At 71.2% G+C, this 18,811-nt stretch carries 17 protein-coding genes; 12 read left to right on the top strand and 5 right to left on the bottom strand.

Annotated features, from left to right (window positions below; translation table 11 throughout):
• Positions 1 to 13: 13 nt before the first annotated feature.
• The 3 genes from ACIREI_RS25630 to ACIREI_RS25620 all read left to right on the top strand — a co-directional run bounded on the left by ACIREI_RS25630 (position 14) and on the right by ACIREI_RS25620 (position 4,268).
• Positions 14 to 1,480 carry an aminopeptidase P family protein gene (locus ACIREI_RS25630; RefSeq protein ID WP_403337070.1) on the top strand — a complete coding sequence of 489 codons (1,467 nt, stop codon included), beginning with the start codon at positions 14 to 16 and terminating at the stop codon, positions 1,478 to 1,480.
• 131 nt (positions 1,481 to 1,611) lie between these two features.
• The gene (locus ACIREI_RS25625) at positions 1,612 to 2,970 is read left to right on the top strand and encodes a PLP-dependent aminotransferase family protein (RefSeq protein ID WP_403337067.1); all 1,359 of its coding nucleotides are present in this window, start codon (positions 1,612 to 1,614) and stop codon (positions 2,968 to 2,970) included.
• Between the two features lie 68 nt (positions 2,971 to 3,038).
• On the top strand, positions 3,039 to 4,268 hold the full coding sequence (locus tag ACIREI_RS25620; protein WP_403337065.1) for an MFS transporter: 1,230 nt from the start codon (positions 3,039 to 3,041) through the stop codon (positions 4,266 to 4,268).
• On the opposite strand, the gene ACIREI_RS25615 is transcribed toward ACIREI_RS25620, so the two are convergent.
• The 3 genes from ACIREI_RS25615 to ACIREI_RS25605 all read right to left on the bottom strand — a co-directional run bounded on the left by ACIREI_RS25615 (position 4,243) and on the right by ACIREI_RS25605 (position 6,704).
• Positions 4,243 to 5,076, bottom strand: coding sequence for a triphosphoribosyl-dephospho-CoA synthase (locus ACIREI_RS25615; RefSeq protein ID WP_403337062.1), 834 nt, complete (start codon positions 5,074 to 5,076; stop codon positions 4,243 to 4,245). The two genes, ACIREI_RS25620 and ACIREI_RS25615, sit on opposite strands and share 26 nt — an antisense overlap.
• Before the next feature lie 10 nt (positions 5,077 to 5,086).
• Positions 5,087 to 6,037, bottom strand: a complete 951-nt coding sequence (locus tag ACIREI_RS25610) for an intradiol ring-cleavage dioxygenase (protein ID WP_403337059.1) — start codon at positions 6,035 to 6,037, stop codon at positions 5,087 to 5,089.
• A 217-nt stretch (positions 6,038 to 6,254) separates the two neighbouring features.
• On the bottom strand, positions 6,255 to 6,704 hold the full coding sequence (locus ACIREI_RS25605) for an ATP-binding protein (RefSeq protein ID WP_403337057.1): 450 nt from the start codon (positions 6,702 to 6,704) through the stop codon (positions 6,255 to 6,257).
• A 260-nt stretch (positions 6,705 to 6,964) separates the two neighbouring features.
• On the opposite strand from ACIREI_RS25605, the gene ACIREI_RS25600 reads away from it, so the two are divergent.
• The 9 genes from ACIREI_RS25600 to ACIREI_RS25560 all read left to right on the top strand — a co-directional run bounded on the left by ACIREI_RS25600 (position 6,965) and on the right by ACIREI_RS25560 (position 17,316).
• Complete coding sequence (locus tag ACIREI_RS25600) at positions 6,965 to 7,822, top strand: hypothetical protein (RefSeq protein ID WP_403337054.1); 858 nt, start codon at positions 6,965 to 6,967, stop codon at positions 7,820 to 7,822.
• 198 nt (positions 7,823 to 8,020) lie between these two features.
• On the top strand, positions 8,021 to 8,758 hold the full coding sequence (locus tag ACIREI_RS25595; protein ID WP_403337051.1) for a YcnI family protein: 738 nt from the start codon (positions 8,021 to 8,023) through the stop codon (positions 8,756 to 8,758).
• Positions 8,759 to 8,857: 99 nt separating this feature from the next.
• Positions 8,858 to 9,514: an SCO family protein gene (locus ACIREI_RS25590; protein WP_403337049.1), complete on the top strand. Its 657-nt coding sequence runs from the start codon at positions 8,858 to 8,860 to the stop codon at positions 9,512 to 9,514.
• The gene (locus tag ACIREI_RS25585) at positions 9,511 to 9,957 is read left to right on the top strand and encodes a copper chaperone PCu(A)C (protein WP_403337046.1); all 447 of its coding nucleotides are present in this window, start codon (positions 9,511 to 9,513) and stop codon (positions 9,955 to 9,957) included. The genes ACIREI_RS25590 and ACIREI_RS25585 overlap by 4 nt, the downstream gene beginning before the upstream one ends.
• Before the next feature lie 97 nt (positions 9,958 to 10,054).
• On the top strand, positions 10,055 to 12,175 hold the full coding sequence (locus ACIREI_RS25580; RefSeq protein WP_403337404.1) for a copper resistance protein CopC: 2,121 nt from the start codon (positions 10,055 to 10,057) through the stop codon (positions 12,173 to 12,175).
• Between the two features lie 8 nt (positions 12,176 to 12,183).
• A complete protein-coding gene (efeB, locus tag ACIREI_RS25575) occupies positions 12,184 to 13,500 on the top strand; it encodes an iron uptake transporter deferrochelatase/peroxidase subunit (protein ID WP_403337044.1) in 1,317 nt (438 codons plus the stop codon).
• A 182-nt stretch (positions 13,501 to 13,682) separates the two neighbouring features.
• Positions 13,683 to 14,615 (top strand): prephenate dehydratase, encoded by a 933-nt coding sequence (gene pheA / locus ACIREI_RS25570; RefSeq protein WP_403337041.1) that lies wholly within the window; start codon positions 13,683 to 13,685, stop codon positions 14,613 to 14,615.
• A gap of 590 nt (positions 14,616 to 15,205) precedes the next feature.
• The gene (gene serS, locus ACIREI_RS25565) at positions 15,206 to 16,483 is read left to right on the top strand and encodes a serine--tRNA ligase (protein ID WP_403337038.1); all 1,278 of its coding nucleotides are present in this window, start codon (positions 15,206 to 15,208) and stop codon (positions 16,481 to 16,483) included.
• Positions 16,480 to 17,316, top strand: a complete 837-nt coding sequence (locus ACIREI_RS25560) for an HAD family hydrolase (RefSeq protein ID WP_403337035.1) — start codon at positions 16,480 to 16,482, stop codon at positions 17,314 to 17,316. The genes serS and ACIREI_RS25560 overlap by 4 nt, the downstream gene beginning before the upstream one ends.
• A 455-nt stretch (positions 17,317 to 17,771) precedes the next feature.
• Here the strand turns inward: ACIREI_RS25560 and ACIREI_RS25555 are convergent, their stop codons facing one another.
• Positions 17,772 to 17,972, bottom strand: a complete 201-nt coding sequence (locus ACIREI_RS25555; protein ID WP_062708039.1) for a hypothetical protein — start codon at positions 17,970 to 17,972, stop codon at positions 17,772 to 17,774.
• Between the two features lie 114 nt (positions 17,973 to 18,086).
• Positions 18,087 to 18,806 (bottom strand): ABC transporter permease subunit, encoded by a 720-nt coding sequence (locus tag ACIREI_RS25550; protein ID WP_403337032.1) that lies wholly within the window; start codon positions 18,804 to 18,806, stop codon positions 18,087 to 18,089.
• Positions 18,807 to 18,811 lie beyond the last annotated feature (5 nt).

The raw sequence follows: 18,811 nt of genomic DNA, 5'->3' as shown, positions 1-18,811 counted from the left end.
CGTATCAAGGAGGATGACCGTGGCCGACGAGCTCGATCCGGAGACCCCGGAGACTGAGTCGGAAGAGCCGATCAAGCAGCGGAAGAACGGACTGTACCCGGGCGTGTCCGACGAACTCGCCGAGAACATGAAGTCCGGCTGGGCCGACACGGAACTGCGCGACCTGGAGCCGATCCCCCAGGCCGCCGAGACCGCCGCACGGCGCGCCGCGCTGTCCGCGCGCTTCCCGGGTGAGCGTCTGGTGATTCCCGCGGGCAACCTGAAGACCCGCTCGAACGACACGGAGTACGCCTTCCGGGCGTCGGTCGAGTACGCGTATCTCACCGGCAACCAGACCGAGGACGGCGTGCTCGTCCTGGAGCCCGTGGCCGACGGTCACCAGGCGACGATCTACCTCCTGCCGCGCTCCGACCGGGAGAACGGCGAGTTCTGGCTGTCCGGCCAGGGCGAGCTGTGGGTCGGCCGCCGGCACTCGCTCACCGAGGCGGAGAAGCTGTACGGCATCCCGGCCTCCGACGTGCGCGAGCTGGCGGACAAGCTCCGCGAGGCGACGGGCCCCGTGCGCGTGGTGCGTGGCTACGACGCCGGCATCGAGGCCGCGCTGACCGACAAGGTCACCGCCGAGCGGGACGAGGAGCTGCGGGTCTTCCTGTCCGAGGCGCGGCTGGTCAAGGACGACTTCGAGATCGGCGAGCTGCAGAAGGCCGTCGACTCGACCGTGCGCGGCTTCGAGGACGTCGTGAAGGTCCTCGACAAGGCCGAGGCGACGTCCGAGCGCTACATCGAGGGCACGTTCTTCCTCCGCGCGCGCGTCGAGGGCAACGACGTCGGCTACGGCTCCATCTGCGCGGCCGGTCCGCACGCCTGCACGCTGCACTGGGTGCGCAACGACGGGCCCGTGCGCTCGGGTGATCTGCTGCTGCTCGACGCGGGCGTCGAGACGCACACGTACTACACCGCCGACGTCACGCGGACGCTGCCGATCAACGGCCGGTACAGCGAGCTCCAGAAGAAGATCTACGACGCCGTGTACGACGCTCAGGAGGCCGGTATCGCGGCGGTGAAGCCGGGTGCGAAGTACCGGGACTTCCATGACGCGGCCCAGCGTGTGCTGACCGAGCGGCTCGTGGAGTGGGGGCTCGTCGAGGGGCCCGTGGAGCGGGTGCTGGAGCTGGGGCTGCAGCGGCGATGGACGCTGCACGGGACGGGGCACATGCTCGGCATGGACGTCCATGACTGCTCTGCGGCGCGGACGGAGACGTACGTGGAGGGGGTGCTGGAGCCGGGGATGGTGCTGACCGTCGAGCCCGGCCTGTACTTCCAGGCCGACGACCTGACCGTGCCGGAGGAGTACCGGGGGATCGGGGTGCGGATCGAGGACGACATCCTGGTGACCGAGGACGGCAACCGGAACCTCAGCGATGGGCTGCCTCGGCGGTCGGACGAGGTCGAGTCCTGGATGGCGGCGCTGAAGGGCTGACGTTGCATTGATGGCCGGATACCCAGAGGGGTGTCCGGCCATCATTGCGGTCTGCGGGTTGTGGGGGCTGGTCGCGCGCACGCGGCGGTAGCCGCATATCGGTACAGCCCCGCGCCCCTAAGGGGGTTGGGATGGACCTGCATCTGGAACTGGCCGTCGGCGACGGCCGTCGTGCCGGGCTTGAGCGGGCGCTGAGGGACGCCGTACGAGACGGACGGCTCGCTCCCGGGGAGCGGTTGCCTGCCACGCGGCGGTTTGCCTCCGAGCTCGGCATCTCGCGGAACACCGTGAAGGCGGCATACGACCAACTTGTCGCCGAGGGATATCTCACCGCCCGGCAGGGGGCCGGTACGCAGGTGGCCTCGCTGCCTTCGGCGGACGCAGAGGCGGCCAACGGCGCCGCACGCGCGCGTGAGCCGCGGTTCGATCTGCGGCCGGGGAGTCCGGATGCCGGGGCGTTTCCGGCGGCTGCCTGGTTGCGGGCGTTGCGGCGGGCCATCGCCACGGCGCCCTCGCCGGCGTACGACTACGGCGATCCGCGCGGTCGTATCGAGTTGCGGACCGCGCTGTCGGGGTATCTGGGGCGGGCGCGTGGGGTGATCGCGCCGCCGGAGCGGATCGTGATCACCTCCGGGTATGTGCAGGGGTTGGCCCTCCTCACGCGCGTGCTGGAGGGCGGCGTCATCGCCATGGAGGATCCGGGGTTGCCGTTCCATCGGGAGGTGGTGCGGCGCAACGGCGGCGCCGTCGTGCCTGTGCGGGTCGACGAACGTGGTCTGTGCGCCGAGGAGTTGGGGGACTGCGCTGCCGTCGTCGTCACGCCCGCGCACCAGTACCCGACCGGTGTGACCCTGCACCCGGAGCGGCGGCGGGCGCTCAGTGACTGGGCACGCGCGCGTGGCGGGCTGATCGTCGAGGACGACTACGACGGGGAGTTCCGTTACGACCGTCAGCCCGTAGGCGCGCTGCAGGGGATGGCACCGGGGCAGGTGGCGTACCTGGGCACGGCCTCGAAGACCCTCGGACCCGCGCTGCGGCTCGGCTGGATGGTGCTGCCGCCGCACCTGGTCGACGCCGTGGCCGACGCCAAGCTGCACAGTGACCATCACACCGAGTCCATCGGCCAGTTGGCGCTCGCCGAGCTGATCGACAGCCACGCCTACGACCGTCATGTGCGTGCCTGCCGGCTGCGGTACCGGCGGCGCCGGGATCAGCTCCTGGATCGGCTGGGGGCGCACCGGCATGTGCGGGGGATCGCGGCCGGGCTGCACGCGCTGGTGGAGGTCGACGACGAGGCGCGGGTGCTGGCGCGGGCGGAGGAGGAGGGGCTCGCGGTGGGGCATCTGGGGGAGCACTGGCATACGCCGGGCGGCGCCGAGGGGCGGCCGCAGGGGCTCGTCGTGGGGTACGGGACGCCTCGGGAGCGGGTGTATCCGCAGGCGTTGGAGGTGCTGGGGAAGGTACTGGGGCAGGTGCCGGAGCGCGGTTGAATTGGGGCAGTGAAAGGGCCGGTGATTGGGCCTGATGAAGGGCCCACTGCTTCCCTAGTGTCGTCTGCGTGACGAACTCCCTCGTACCGCCCGCCGGTCCCCAACGCCTCCTCGCCCTCGCCCAGTTGAGCAACTCGGTCGGGGACGGCGCCTACTACACGACATCGGCCCTGTACTTCACCCAGGTCGTGGGCCTCGCCCCCGCGCGCGTGGGGATCGGGCTGACCGTCGGGTGGGCCGTCGGCTCGCTGGTCGGGGTTCCGCTGGGGCGGCTCGCCGATCGGCGTGGTCCGCGCGGTACGGCGGTGCTGCTGGCCCTGGCGACGGGGCTTGCGGTGGCGTCCTTCACGGTCGTGCGCGGCTTCGTGCCCTTCGTGCTGGCCGCGTGTGTGTACGCCGCCGCGCAGTCCGGGCTCGGGGCGGCCCGGCAGGCGTTGCTGGCGGGGCTGGTGCCCGCCGGGGAGCGGACCGGGCTGCTCGCGCATCTGCAGTCGACGCTCAACGCCGGGCTCGCGGTGGGTGCGGGGCTGGGCGGGCTGGCGTTGCACGCCGGGACGCGAGCCGCGTATCTCGGGGTGTTCGCGCTGGACGCGGTGAGCTTCCTGGTGTGTGCGGGGTTGTTGACGCGGGTGCCGGCCGTGCGGCCTGGGCCGGTGCGGAAACGTCACGGCGGCGGGGTCCTGCGCGACCGGCCGTATGCCCTCGTCGCGCTCCTCAACACCGTGCTGCTGCTCCGGCTGCCGCTGCTCAGCCTCGTGCTGCCGCTGTGGATCACCCGCAGGACCGAGGCGCCCGCCTGGCTGGTCTCCGCGCTGTTCGTGCTCAACACCGGTGCGGTGATGGTCTTCCAGGTGAGGGCGGCGCGCGGCGTCACGGGCCTCGCCACCGCCACGCGCGCGGTGCGGCGTGCGGGCTGGGTGATGCTCGGCGCGTGCGCGGTGTTCGCGCTGTCGGCGGGCGCCTCGCTGTGGGTGGCCGTCGGTTTCCTGGTGGTGGGGGCGGTGCTCCAAGTGGTCGCCGAGATGGGGCAGTCGGCGGGTTCCTGGCAGCTGTCGTTCGACCTGGCTCCGGAGAGTCGCGTCGGCGAGTACCAGGGCCTGTTCGGGACCGGCGTCACGATAGCCCGCACCCTCGGCCCGCTCCTGCTGACGGCCCTGCTGGTGGAGTGGGGGACGCCGGGCTGGCTGTTGCTGGGCGGGGCGATGCTGGCGGCGTCGTACGCGATGGGACCGGCGGCTCGGTGGGCCGCCGGTCGCCGGGCGCGCGAGGCCGTCAGGCGGCCCGTGCTCGTGCCGTGACGGGCAGCGCGTCCAGGAACAGCGCCCCCGCGAGCAGCCCCGCGCTCCCCCGTGGGCTCCACGCGCGCGCGTGCAGGTCGGCATCGAGCGCGACCAGGGCCGCCGCGCCGGCCTCGGTGGCCGTACCGCCCGCTTCGAGGACTCCGCGTGCGCCCGCCTGGACCTGCCGTAGGCCGAGGGGGCCCGCGGTGTACAGCAGTTCGGTGTCCTGCAGGGTGGACATCACGGTGAGCAGGGCGTCCAGGCGGGCCTGCTCCTCCGTGGCGCCGGCCGTGCGGGCGGTGGCCAGCGCGTCCAACGCCCGCCGTACGTGCGGGAATCCGGCCCGCGCCTCGCCCCGGGCCCCGGCGGCGCCGTACTTCGCGGACACCGAGGAGCCCCGGGAGGGCCTGCGCGGGGCGCGCTTGTCGGGGTGCGCGGCGATCCGCTTGGCGGTGGCGGCCACGTCCCGCGCCCCGGCCCGGGGGTCCAGCGCGGCCGCGGCGACCAGCAGGCCCAGCGCCCACAGCGCGCCCCGGTGGCCGCCGCCCGCGAGGTGCACCGAGTGCTCGGTGCACCTGCCGATCGCACCCAGTTCGCTGCGGAGCGCGGGCGTCGGCTCGCCCGTACGCCGGGCCGCGGCGGCCATCGCTGCGAGGCCCGGCGTGAGCGCCTTGGCCGACCAGCGCAGCAGGCGGTGGTCCCGGCGGGTGGCAGGGGCGCCGAGGTCGCGCGGGTCGGGCAGGCCCGGCTTGGGCGCCAGGGCCAGTTGTCCGGTCAGCGCGGTCACGGCGGCCTGCGCCAGCGCCTCGTCCTCGCGGCTGCTCATGGCCGTACCTCTACGAGGAGGCCGAGGCGGAGGCCGACGGGGCGTCGCTGGGCGGGGCGCCCGTCGGGGCACCGCTCGGCGGCGTACCGCCCTCGCCGCCACCGCCGCCGCTGCCCGCGCCGGTGTTCTCGGCGTCCGGGTCGACGCCGATGGTCAGGAAGCCCTTGTAGCCCTTGGACGGGTCCTTCTTGTGGACGGCCTTGAGGGTGAGCAGGCCGCTGGAGGCGCCGCCGCCGTCGTAGACCATGTCGTTGTCGAGGGTGGTGTAGCTGCCGGAGTGCTTGGAGTAGGGCTCCAGCGTGAAGATCTCCTCGGCTATGTCGTCGGCGAAGAACAGCTGGCCGGTGTAGTTGACCTTGCCGCCCTCGTAGGTGCCGTCCTCCTTCTGACCGCCGGTGTGCACCTTGAGGTGGATGTGGCAGGTGCGCGGCGTGTACCAGCCCGGGAAGATCGTCTCGAACTTGACGACCCCGTTGGCGCCCGCGATCTGGTAGCCGCGCAGATACGTGTTGTCGTTGGCGGTCGAGCCGTCCTCGCTCTCGGCGGGCGCGGAGCCGCCGGGGTTGGCCGTGGTGTAGCCGGAGTAGTAGCCCCAGGCGTCGCAGTGCCAGATCTCCACGGCCGCGCCGGAGACCGGGGTGCAGCCGTCGGTGGCGTCGACGACGGTGAGGCGCAGCGTCAGCGGGACACCGCTCTTGCCCTCGGTGATGTCCTTCCTGACCAGGGCGTTGTCGAGGTAGTAGGGGCCTTCGGTGACGCTCGACATCAGCGTCATGCAGCTGCCGGCGCTCTCCGAGGCGGTGGTGGAGGCCGTCGTGGCGGCGTCGGCCGTGGTCGTGCCGGTGTCGGCGAAGGCCGCCTGGTAACCGGCGACGGCGAGCCCGCCCGCCGCGACCGTTCCTCCGGTCACCGCGAGGGCGCGGCGCCGGGTGATCGACTTGCCCGTGTGGTTTCCCGTCATGACCGGGAAATTAGGGACGCCGTCCGTCAGGAGCATGGGGTGGCGCTGTGCGGGGACTGTGAGTCCTGAGGAAGCTGAAGTCGGCGGCACGGGGTGGCGGTTGGCGAGTCGGTCAGCCGTAGGGTTCACTGCACGCTTCTTCGGCTCCCGCGGTCAGGTCGCCGACGGGCTGGCCCAGTTACCGGCATCCACCGGCCGCGAGCGGTGACGCGGCGCGCTACACCGCCACCAGCGGGGCGTCTTCCCTCCATTTGAGGATCTTGTCGAAACTCACCACCGCTCCGCCCCGCCCCGGCTTGTTGCCGATCTGGACGTGGTCGGCCAGTTCCTCGATGAGGCAGAGCCCCCGGCCGTGTTCGGCGTCGGTGGCCACCGGGCGCGGGGCGCGCGGCGGTGCGGTGAAGCCGGGGCCCGAGTCCGTGACCTCGATGTGGCACTTCTCGCCGTCGAGGTAGGCCGTGACGCGGTAGGCCTGGGGGGAGCCGTCGGGCGCGGTGTCGCCGCCGTGCTCGACGGCGTTCGCGCAGGCCTCGCTGAGGGCGACGGAGAGGTCGTACGACACATCGGGGTCGACGCCCGCGGTCTCCATGGTGCCGATCAGCAACCGCCGGGCGAGCGGCACGCTCGCGGCTTCCCGCCGCAGATGGAGTGACCACCAGATGCTCATGCTCCAGCCTCCTGGCCGCGGCTCGACATACCGTTACGTATTGCCGCGAGTGCCCCGCTGTAAGCACATCATTGACGTGATGCCGCCCATATGGTCGATGCGCCCACAAGGGAATCGGTGTATGTGGGGGCGGCCCACACCAGAGAGTGATCTTCCGGTCGTACGGCTCCTATTGCCTCGTACGTCTTCAACCGGCCCGTACGTCATCTTGCGGACCTGCCGTATGGCGGCCTCAAGGCCAGTGCGATGATGACCCCGCCATGACTGCCCCCCACCCGCGCACGGCGCGCTCCGGAAGTGATCTCCGGATCCTGCGGGCCGCGGTGTTCGCCGCGGTCTGTGTCGTGCTGGCCGCGGTGGGGCACGTGCTGGGGTCCTGCGCCGCGATCCCGCTGTGGACGCTGGGCGCCGGGTTCCTCGGTGTGCTTCTGGTCACGGTGCCGTTCGCGGGACGCGAGCGTTCGCTGTCCGGGATCGCGGTGCTGCTCGCGGTCGGCCAGACCGTCCTGCACACCCTGTTCGGGCTCGGGCAGCACGGCGCGAGTGCCGGGGCGGCCACGGCCACCGGAGCCTCCTCCGCGTCCGCCTCCGTGTCCGACGCCGCGCTCGTGGAGCAGGCGGCGCGGCTCCTCTGCGGGACCGCCGCGGCGGCGATCAGCCCGGCCCAGGCCCAGCGGCTCCTCACCGAGGCGCGGATCAGCCCGGCCACCGGGGTCCATGCCTCACATCCGTCGATGGACGCCCTGTCCGGCATCACCGACTCCGCCACCGGATCCAGCACTTCGCTGCTGCCGTCCCTGCCCATGGTGCTCGCCCACGTTCTCGCGGCGGTCCTCGCGGGGTGGCTGCTGCGGCGCGGGGACCTGGCCCTGCTGCGCATCGTCGAGATGTCCACGCTGTCGGCGCACTCGGTCGCCGAGGGGGCGTCCGTACGATCCCTGCGCGGGGCGCTCGCGCTGGTACGCGCCCTGCGTGCCGGGCTGCCGGGCGCGCCCGAGGCGGGCCCGTGCATCCGGTGCGCCGACTGGTTCGGCCCGTCCGAGCCCCGCACCCTGGCACTCCAGCACACGGTGATCAGGCGCGGCCCGCCGGCCGCCGCACTCGTCCTCGCCGCCTGACGCGACGCGACCGCCACTCCACTGAGGTGGGCTGAGGGGCCGCCGTCGTGCGGCACACGCGCGTGCCCGAGTTTCCGATCGAGGGAACAGCTCCTTTTCGCCGTTCCGCTGCTTTCCCGCCTGATCGGGCACCCCTGCGCACGCGTACTCCTCTTCACCACCGAAATCTCGAATCTCACCCACAGTGGAGTGCTCCGAATGAAGGCCTCTCGCATCGCCGCCGCAGGCGCCCTCGCCGGCACGGCCGTGCTCGCCCTGTCCGTCCCCGCCTTCGCCCACGTCAGCGTGCAGCCGGAGGGAACCGCCGCCAAGGGCGGTTACGCGGTCGTCGACTTCAAGGTGCCCAACGAGCGCGACAACGCCTCGACCACCAAGCTCGAGGTCACCTTCCCGACCGACCACCCGCTGGCCTCCGTGATGCCGCAGCCCGTTCCCGGCTGGACGGCCAAGGTCACCAAGTCCACGCTGGACAAGCCGCTGGAGATGCACGGCAAGAAGATCACCGAGGCCGTCACCAAGGTCACCTGGACCGCCGACGGCAAGGGCATCGAGCCCGGCTTCTTCCAGAAGTTCCCCGTCTCCGTCGGCACCCTGCCCGAGGACACGGACGAACTCGTCTTCAAGGCCATCCAGACGTACTCCAACAAGGAGGTCGTGCGCTGGATCGAGGTCCCGCAGGACGGCCAGGAGGAGCCGGAGAACCCGGCCCCGGTGCTCGAGCTGTCCGCCGCCGAGGACGGTCACCACGGCTCGTCGTCGTCCGACGAGGCCTCCGACTCCGACGACGCCGAGGCCGCCTCCGCGAAGACCGCCGCCGCCGAGCCCGCCGACAGCAGCGACACCACCGCCCGCGTCCTGGGCGTGGTCGGCATCGTCGTCGGCGCGCTGGGCGTTGCGTACGGCGTGGTAGCCGGGCGTCGGCGCACCGACGCCTGACGCCCCCTTCGGTTCACGGCGCGCGCCGGGGCACGCCCCCGGTGCGCGCCGGAGCTCTCACAACTGGGACATTTTTTTCTATGTGTAAGAAGACTCGTCATGCGTAAGAAGACCTTCGCCGCGGCCGCACTGCTCGCCGCCGCAACCCTGACCCTCTCCGCCTGCGGCAGCGGCCCCGACAGCGGCGACTCGCCCGTCTCCGTGGTCTCCGAGGAAGCCGGCTCGGACAAGGCCGCCATCGTCCTCGACAAGCCGTTCGAGAAGCCGGACCTGGTCCTCACCGACACGAACGGCAAGAAGTACGACCTCCGCAAGGAGACCCAGGGCAAGCCGACGCTGATCTACTTCGGCTACACCAACTGCCCGGACGTCTGCCCGCTGACGATGAACAACATCGCCGTCGCCAAGAAGCAGCTGCCCAAGGCGCAGCAGGACGAGCTGCGCGTCGTGTTCGTCACCACCGACCCGGAGCGCGACACCGCCTCCGCGCTCGGCAAGTGGCTCAAGGGCATCGACCCGCAGGTCGTCGGGCTGACCGGCGACTTCGACACCATCCAGGCCGGCGCCCGCACCCTCGGTATCAGCATCGAGCCGCCACACAAGGACAAGAACGGCAAGATGGTCTCCACCCACGGCACCCAGGTCGTCGCGTTCTCGCCGAAGACCGACGCCGGGTACGTCCTCTACACCGAGGACGCCCAGGTCGACGACTACACCAAGGACCTCCCCAAGCTCATCAAGGGGGAGAAGCCGTGAGGCGTCTCGTCGCGCCCGTCGCGGTACTGACCGGGGCCCTGGTCCTCGCGGGCTGCGGTTCCGGTGACTCCAAGGCCGAACTGTCCGTCAGCGGCGCCTACATGCCGCAGCCGGTCTCCGACTCCATGGCGGCCGGCTTCCTGACGGTCACCAACAAAGGCGGTACGAAGGACGAGTTGACCTCCGTCACCAGCGACGTCGGCGACGTGACCGCCCACGAGACCGTCGGCTCGTCGATGCGGGAGGTCAAGGACATCGACGTCCCCGCGCACGGTCGGCTCGTGTTCAAGAGCGGCGGCAGCCATCTGATGTTCGAGAACCTGAAGCGGAAGCCGAAGCAGGGCGAGAAGGTGACCGTCAAGCTCCACTTCGCCGAGTCCGGCACGGTGACGGTCGAGATACCGGTGAAGTCCGCGACGTACAACCCGACGACCGGACACTGAGGGAGAGAACGCCTTGACCCAGACCACCGCCCCCCGTGTCCGGACCCTGGCGCCGCCCTCCCGCGTCCGGACCCCGGTACTGCTCCCGCGTGCCCGGATGCTGGTGCTGCTGTTCCTGGCCGCCACCGGCCTGCTCCTCGCCGGTGCCGGGCCGGTCTCCGCGCACGCCGCGCTGACCGGCAGCGACCCCCAGCAGGGGGCGGTGGTCGACAAGGCCCCGACGCAGGTCTCACTGACCTTCTCCGAGAAGGTCGCCCTCTCCGACGACTCCCTGCGCGTGCTCGACCCCAAGGGCAAGCGCATCGACCGCGGCGGCCCGGCCAACCTCACCGGCACGACGTACGCCGTGAAACTCCACAGCGGCCTGCCCGACGGCACGTACACCGTCACCTACCAGGTGGTGTCCGAGGACAGCCATCCCGTCGCCGGCGCCTACACCTTCTCCATCGGCGCCCCCTCACAGACCACCGTCTCCGTCTCCGGCCAGACAGCGGGCGGCGGGATCGTCGGCGCGCTCTACGGGTTCGGGCGGTACGTGTCGTACGCCGGCTTCATCGTCATGGTCGGCGCCGCCGCCTTCGTGCTCGCCTGCTGGCAGCGCGGATCGGGGGTGCGGGCGCTGCAACGGCTCGTCGTCTCCGGCTGGCTGGCGCTGACCGCCGCCACGCTCGGGCTGCTGCTCCTGCGCGGCTCGTACACCGGCACCGGGAAGCTCGGCGACATCTTCGACCTGGACCTGCTCGGGCAGGTGCTGCAGACCAAGACGGGTGCCGCGCTGGTCTCCCGGCTGCTTCTGCTCGCCGCCGCGGCACTGTTCATCGCCGTGCTGTTCGGGGCGTATGACAAGCGGGAGGAAGAGGAGAAGCGGGACCTCACCTTCGGGCTCGCGATCGGCGGGACCGTCGTGGCGGCAGGGCTCGCGGCGAGCTGGGCGATGTCCGAGCACGCCTCGACCGGGCTCCAGGCCGGGATCGCGATGCCGGTCGACGTCGTCCACCTGCTGGCCGTCGCGGGCTGGCTCGGCGGGCTCGCCGCACTGCTCGTCGCGCTCTACCGGGCACCCGCGGACACACCGGTCGACGCCTCCGCCGTACGACGGTTCTCGCGCGTCGCCTTCGGCAGCGTGCTCGCGCTGGTCGCGACCGGCATCTACCAGTCGTGGCGGCAGCTCGGGTCGTGGTCGGCGTTCACCGGGACGCGATACGGGCAGTTGCTGCTGGTCAAGATCGGGCTCGTGGTGCTGCTGGTCGGGATCGCGTGGATCTCGCGGCGGTGGACGGCACGGCTGGCGGAGACGGTCGTGGTGGAGCCGCGGAAGGCGAAGGGCGCGGCTGAGGGCGAGGAGCAAGCGGGCGCGGTCGGGACGGACACCGCTGAGGTCGAGACGGACACGGTCGAAGGGGAGGCCGGCGAGAGCGAGGCCGTCGAGGGCGAGAGCGGGACGGACACAGTCGAGGGCGAGGACAAACCCGTCGAACGTGGGGCTGTCGAGGGCGAGCGGGAGCACGCCGTCGCGCAGGCCACCACCTCGGCCTCCATCTCCACCTCTGGCAACCAGGCCTCCGCACCCGCTTCCGGCAAGCAGGGCGCCTCGGCCGCCGTCCCCGGCGAGAAGGGCGACGAATCCAAGGCGGGCGACTCCCGGCGCGCCGCCCAGCTCGCCCGGCAGCAGGCCGCGATCGACACGGCACGGCAGAAGCAGCAGCGGGACGCCGACCCGAACCGGTTCGGACTGCGCCGCTCGGTGCTGGCCGAGGCGGGTGTCGCCGTCGTCCTGCTCGCCGTCACCACCATGTTGACGTCGACCGAACCGGGGCGGACGGAGGAGGAGGCCAAGGCGGCCACGTCGGCCGCTTCCGCCGACGCGTCGGCGGCCGGGGCGCTCACCCTGGACATGTCCTTCGACACCGGTGGCGAGGACGGCAAGGGCGTCGTACGGATCGACCTCGATCCCGCGCGCGTGGGCGGGAACGAGATGCACGTCTACGTGGACCGGCCCAACGGCCGCGCCTTCGACGTTCCCGAGGTGAAGGTCGCCTTCACCCTCGAGTCCCAGGACATCGGTCCGCTGCCCGTGGTCCCCGACCACATCACCACCGGACACTGGTCGGCGAACGGAGTGCAGATCCCCATGGCGGGCGAGTGGAAGATCGCCGTCACCGTGCGGACCTCCGACATCGACCAGACCACCGTTTCCAAGAACGCGCAGATCGGCTGAACCGCACCATGGCTGACCAGTCCATTCCGGAGGCCCGCAGCCCCGAGAAGGCACTTAATGACGGCGTTCTGGAAAACGCCCCCAGGGACGACGACGCCTCCCCCAAGGAGGGCATCTCGCGGCGTCGGCTGCTCGGGACCGCCGGTGCCGGCGGGCTGGTGCTCGGTGCGGCCGGCGGCGCCGTGGGATACGCCGCCCGGCCGGCCGAGGCGACACCGCTCGCCTCGCTGGGCGCCGATCAGGTGATGTTTCACGGGAAACATCAGCCCGGCATCCTCCAGCCACTCCAGGCACGCGGCCATGTCGTCGCCTTCGACCTGGCGGCGGGCGCGGGCCGCAAGGAGGCGGCGGCATTGCTGCGCCGCTGGTCCGAGACGGCACAGCGGCTGATGGCGGGCGAGGCGGCCAAGCAGGACGACACGGATGTGGCCCGGGACGCCGGGCCGTCGTCGCTGACGATCACCTTCGGCTTCGGGTACAGCTTCTTCGCGCGGACCGGCCTGGAGAAGGAGCGGCCGGTCTCCCTGGACCCCCTGCCCGACTTCTCCTCCGACCAGCTCGACAAGGCGCGCAGCAACGGGGACCTGTGGGTGCAGATCGGCGCCAACGACGCCCTGGTCGCCTTCCACGCCCTGCGCGCGATCCAGAAGGACGCCGGCCAGGCCGCCAAGGTGCGGTGGCAGATGAACGGCTTCAACCGGTCGCCGGGCGCCACCGCGCACCCGATGACGGCGCGCAATCTGATGGGCCAGATGGACGGCACGCGCAATCCGAAGCCGACGGACGCCGACTTCGACCAGCGCGTCTTCGTGCCGGAGTCCGGCTCGAAGGACCCGGCCTGGATGGCGAACGGCTCCTACGCCGTCGTACGCCGTATCCGCATGCTCCTCGACGACTGGGAGCAGCTCTCGGTCAAGGAGCAGGAGGACGTCATCGGGCGCCGCAAGTCCGACGGGGCGCCGCTGTCCGGGGGCACCGAGACGACCGAGATGGACCTGGAGAAGACGGACAAGGCAGGGAACCTGGTCGTTCCCCTCAACGCCCACGCGCGCATCACCCGGCCCGACCAGAACGGTGGCGCGGCGATGCTGCGGCGCCCGTTCTCGTACCACGACGGCATCGACGCGGACGGGGTGCCCGACGCGGGGCTGCTGTTCATCTGCTGGCAGGCCGACCCCCTGCGCGGATTCGTCACCGTCCAGCGCAAGCTCGACCGCGGCGACGCCCTGTCGCAGTTCATCCGGCACGAGGCGAGCGGGCTGTTCGCCGTGCCGGGCGGGGCGGCGGAGGGCGAGTACGTGGGGCAGCGGTTGCTGGAGGGGTGACGCCGGGGCGAATCGTGGTGAGGCCGACGCCGGGGTGACGCCGGGGGGGGCGAATCGCGGTGACGCCGACGCCGAGGTGATGCCGGGAAGCGGATCGCGGTGACGCCCACGTCGGGGTGGCCCTTTCGACGGCCGGGTGAGATCTGCACGCCGCGTTCCACAAGGCCCATTAGGGTGAGGTCATGCCAGCGAGCTACGCCTATCTCGGCCCCGAGGGCACCTTCACCGAAGTCGCCCTGCGCACCCTTCCCGAGGCCGCGACCCGGGAGCTGATCCCGTACGTGTCCGTTCAGTCCGCGCTCGACGCTGTGCGCGTCGGCGAGGCCGAGGCCGCGTTCGTACCGATCGAGAACTCCGTCGAGGGCGGGATCACGACCACGCTCGACGAGCTGGTCGCGGGCAAGCCGTTGATGATCTACCGCGAGGTGCTGCTGTCGATCACCTTCGCACTGCTGGTCAGGCCCGGCACCAAGCTGTCGGACATCAAGACGGTCTCCGCACACCCGGCCGCCCAGCCGCAGGTGCGCAACTGGCTGAAGAAGAACCTCCCGGACGCCCACTGGGAGTCCGCCGCCTCGAACGCGGACGCCGCGCGCCTGGTCCAGGAGGGCCAGTACGACGCCGCCTTCGCGGGCGAGTTCGCGGCCGCCCGGTACGGCCTGGAGGCCCTGGAGACCGAGATCCACGACGCGGAGAACGCCCAGACCCGGTTCGTGCTGGTGGGCAGGCCGGCCCGGCCCGCGGCGCCGTCCGGCGCGGACAAGACGTCCGTCGTGCTGTGGCAGCGCGACGACCATCCCGGCGGGCTGCGCGACCTCCTGGGCGAGTTCGCCACGCGCGGCATCAACCTGATGCTGCTGCAGTCCCGGCCCACCGGCGCGGGCATCGGCAACTACTGCTTCTGCATCGACGCCGAGGGACACATCTCCGACCGTCGGGTGGCCGAGGCGCTGATGGGGCTGAAGCGGATCTGCCTGGAGGTGCGGTTCCTGGGCTCGTATCCGCGCGCGGACATGACGCCGGGAGATGTACGGCCGCCGCGTCTGGGGACGTCGGACGAGGCGTTCGTGTCGGCGGCGGACTGGGTGGCGCGGTGCCAGGACGGGCGGTTCTGAGCGGCCCGTGACGAGCGTTCGGGACCGGCCCGGTGGCGGCTGGTTCCGACGGCTCCCGCACAGGTTTCACGCCAGTACTACCAGCTTATTGTCGTTATCCACAGGCGTTATCCACAGGTACTCATCTCGACCTGGGGACAAGTCGACAAGCAAGGGTGAGTCTGTCGACAAATCGGTCCTTGGGGCGATCAGGCGTCCACCCTTGCGCAAGTCACCCTTCGTCCACTCTTTTCCTTTGAGCAATCCTTTGGAGCGACCGCTTTCCACTCGAAAGTGCGGATGGATAGAGTTTGTCCTGGGAATCCTCGACTCGCTCGACGCGTTGCGGAGTGATCGATTCCGACATCCACAGTCCATCCACACACCCTGTGGATAACTCTTCCCCGGCTGGGGATCCCTGTGGACAACGACGGCCCAAATCCCGTTCTCCACAAGGGAATCGAGTCAACCGGCCGCCGCGCGCCTGCCCCGTTCCAGGGAGTGAGACGCCTTTTATTGACACACCTCGCAATTCACTCATAGCGGAACGTAAGCCGTGGCCCGGAATAGTGAGTCGTGGGCTGTCACCCCGCCCCGGTAGCCTTGAGCGCGTGATTGACCTTCGCCTGCTCCGTGAGGACCCCGACCGAGTGCGCGCCTCGCAGCGCGCCCGTGGAGAGGACGTCGCGCTCGTCGACGCCCTCCTGTCTGCCGACGAGCGGCGCAGGTCGTCCGGCGTCCGCTTCGACGAGCTGCGTTCCGAGCAGAAGAACCTCGGCAAGCTCATCCCCAAGGCCTCCGGCGACGAGAAGGCCGAGCTGCTGAAGAAGGCGAGCCAGCTGGCCGCCGACGTCAAGGCGGCCGACGCCGAGCAGACCGAGGCGGACGAGGAGACCAAGCGCCTCGCGCTCCAGCTCGGCAACCTCGTGCACCCCGACGTCCCGGTCGGCGGCGAGGAGGACTTCGTCGTCCTGGAGACGCACGGCACCATCCGCGACTTCGGCGCCGAGGGCTTCGAGCCCAAGGACCACCTGGAGCTCGGCGAGGCGCTGGGCGCCATCGACGTCGAGCGAGGCGCCAAGGTGTCCGGCTCGCGCTTCTACTACCTCACCGGCGTCGGCGCCCTGCTGGAGCTGGCCCTGGTCAACGCGGCGATCGCCCAGGCCACCGAGGCCGGCTTCACCCCGATGCTCACCCCGGCGCTGGTCCGCCCGCGCGCCATGGAGGGCACCGGCTTCCTCGGCCAGGCCGCGGAGAACGTCTACCACCTGGAGAAGGACGACTACTACCTGGTCGGCACCTCCGAGGTCCCGCTCGCCGCGTACCACATGGACGAGATCCTCGACGCCGAGAAGCTGCCGCTGCGCTACGCGGGCTTCTCGCCCTGCTTCCGCCGCGAGGCGGGCACGTACGGCAAGGACACGCGCGGCATCTTCCGCGTGCACCAGTTCGACAAGGTCGAGATGTTCTCGTACGTCGCCCCCGAGGACGCGGAGAACGAGCACAAGCGGCTCCTGGACTGGGAGAAGCAGTGGCTCACCGGCCTCGAGCTGCCCTTCCAGGTGATCGACGTGGCCTCGGGCGACCTGGGCGCGTCGGCGTCCCGCAAGTTCGACTGCGAGGCGTGGATCCCGACCCAGGGCAAGTACCGCGAGCTGACCTCGGCGTCCAACTGCGACGGCTTCCAGGCCCGCCGGCTGTCCGTCCGCATGCGTGACGGCAAGAAGGTGCAGCCGCTGGCGACGCTCAACGGCACGCTGTGCGCCGTACCGCGCACGATCGTGGCAATCCTGGAGAACCACCAGCAGGCCGACGGCTCCGTCCGGGTCCCCGAGGTGCTGCGCCCCTACCTGGGCGGCCGGGAAGTCCTGGAGCCGGTGGCCAAGTGAGCGAGGCGGCCCCCGAGGCTTCCGGCGAGGTGTCCGGGGGCTTCCCGTACAAGCTGATCGCGACCGACCTCGACGGAACGCTCCTGCGCTCCGACGAGTCGGTCTCCCAGCGCACCCGTGACGCCCTCGCCGCGGCCACCGCGGCGGGCGCCGCGCACATCGTCGTGACGGGCCGCGCCGTCCCGTGGACGCGGCACATCCTCGACGACCTCGGCTACGAGGGCCTCGCCGTCTGCGGTCAGGGCGCCCAGGTGTACGACGCCGGCGAGCACCGCCTGCTGACGTCGGTGACCCTGGACCGACAGCTGGCGGGCGTGGCGCTGGCCAAGATCGAGGCGGAGGTCGGGCCGCTGTTCCTGGCGGCGAGCCGTGACGGGCTGGACGGCGACGTCCTGGTCGGCCCCGGCTACGCGGTCACGGGCTCGCTCCCGTCAACTCCGTTCACGGACGCCTCGGATCTGTGGAGCGCCCCGCTGAACAAGATCTACATACAGCATCCGGATCTGTCCGACGACGAGCTGGCAGAGGCCGCCCGCCAGGCCGCCGGCGGCTTCGTCACGGTGGCCATGGCGGGCGAGGGCATCGTCGAACTGCTGCCCCTGGGCCTGTCCAAGGCAACGGGCCTGTCGCTGGCGGCCCGCCGCCTCGGCCTGAAGGCCGTCGACACGCTCGCCTTCGGCGACATGCCGAACGACATCCCGATGTTCGCGTGGTCGGCCCGTGGCGTGGCCATGGCCAACGCGCATGAGGAGCTCAGGGCAGTGGCGGACGAGGTGACGTCTTCCAACGAGGAGGACGGCATCGCGGTGGTGCTGGAGCGGTTGCTCGGCTGACGCCGGTGACCGCTGCCGGTGGTCGTACCCGCGTGACTGCGGGCCTCGTGCCGTTGGGGCGGGACGGGTGGGCGCGGCGGCACCTTGCAGCGCCGAGTTCCACGTCCTGCCCGCCCGTCCCAACGCACGGCGCCCCTGTGTGAGGGGCGGAAAGTGGGAAGGCGGCCCACGCCGACGCTGCGCGCCGCGTGCTCGAAGCGGCCGCCCCGGGCAGTTCCCCGTGCGGTACGGACTCTACGGAGGGGTAGCGATTACTCCGGAGTCCGCCGCCGACTGCCCTGTCGGGAGCTCGACGTACTGCCGTGCATGGACATCGCCGAACTCCTCTCCCAGTACGTGGCGCCGAACTCGCCGTCCGGCGGTGTGGACACAACCACTTTGCCTGTACGACGAGTTGGGCGCCACTGATTAAAAGCCCTGGTGAGGCGCCGCACCCCGGTAACCGGAGGCGCCCCTCACCGGCGGCGCCACTTGCGTCGGCGCCCCTTGCTGAAGAACCATCCGGCGGGCGGCTCGTCGGAGCGCCACGGCTGCGGCTCGGGCTTCTCGCGACGCCAGCGGGCGGCCAGCATGCGGGCGCGGGCGGACGGTTCGGAGGTCTCGGCGGACCGTATGAAGTCCTCGTCCAGGACGAGGTCGTCCCAGTCGTCTGCCATCCCCGTTCCTCTCAGCCGACCGTTCCCATGTGCTCAGTGTGCCCGGACAGTGGTGAAGCCTCCGTCAAGAGCGGGCCCCGTCAAGGGCCCGGCTCTTTACGTCTCACGGACGAGTCACTCCTCACCGGCGAGCGTCAGCGACCGCAGCTTCTGTCCCGCGTACCAGGTCGCCACCACCGTGACCACGGCCAGCAGCACCGTCGCCGTCGTCAGGCCGACGTCCGACGTCACCATCTCCCCGCCTGCGACCTTCTGCGCCACCGCCAGCGCCCACTGCTGGACGCTCAGCGTGCGCGCCCCCTCCACCAGGGAGCCGAACAGGGCCTCCCAGACGAGCGCGTAGACGAGCCCGAAGACCACCGCGTGCCGGGACACCGTGCCGAGCAGCAGGAAGAGGGCGGCGTAGGCGATGGAGGCGACCAGCGCGGCCACCGTGTAGGCGACGGCGATCTGCTGGCCGTTGCCGTTCAGGATGAACCCGGCGATGAAGGTGGGCAGGGCCGAGAACACCATCGTCACGGCGATCGCCACGATCAGCTTGGTGAAGATGATCGTCGACCGTTTCACCGGCTTGGACAGCAGATACACCACGGAGCCGTCGTCGATCTCGGGCCCGATCGCGCCCGTGCCGGCGATGACGCCGATGATCGGCACCATGGTGGCGAGCGCGAGCCCGCCGAGCAGGTCGGAGGCGGTCTGGTCGTCGGCTCCGGCGAGAGCGCGCACCACCACGGAGACCGCGATGAGCAGCAGCGGCAGCGCGCCCAGGATGAGGGCCCGGCGGCGGCCGAGCAGTGCTCGGTAGGTGAGTCGGGCGACTGTGGGGTCGTACATCTTGG

Origin of the sequence: Streptomyces sp. NPDC093591, from assembly GCF_044764885.1 — a bacterium.
Taxonomy (GTDB): domain Bacteria; phylum Actinomycetota; class Actinomycetes; order Streptomycetales; family Streptomycetaceae; genus Streptomyces.
The sequence above is the reverse complement of the archived record's forward strand: the minus strand, read 5'-3'. Positions and strand labels throughout refer to the sequence as shown.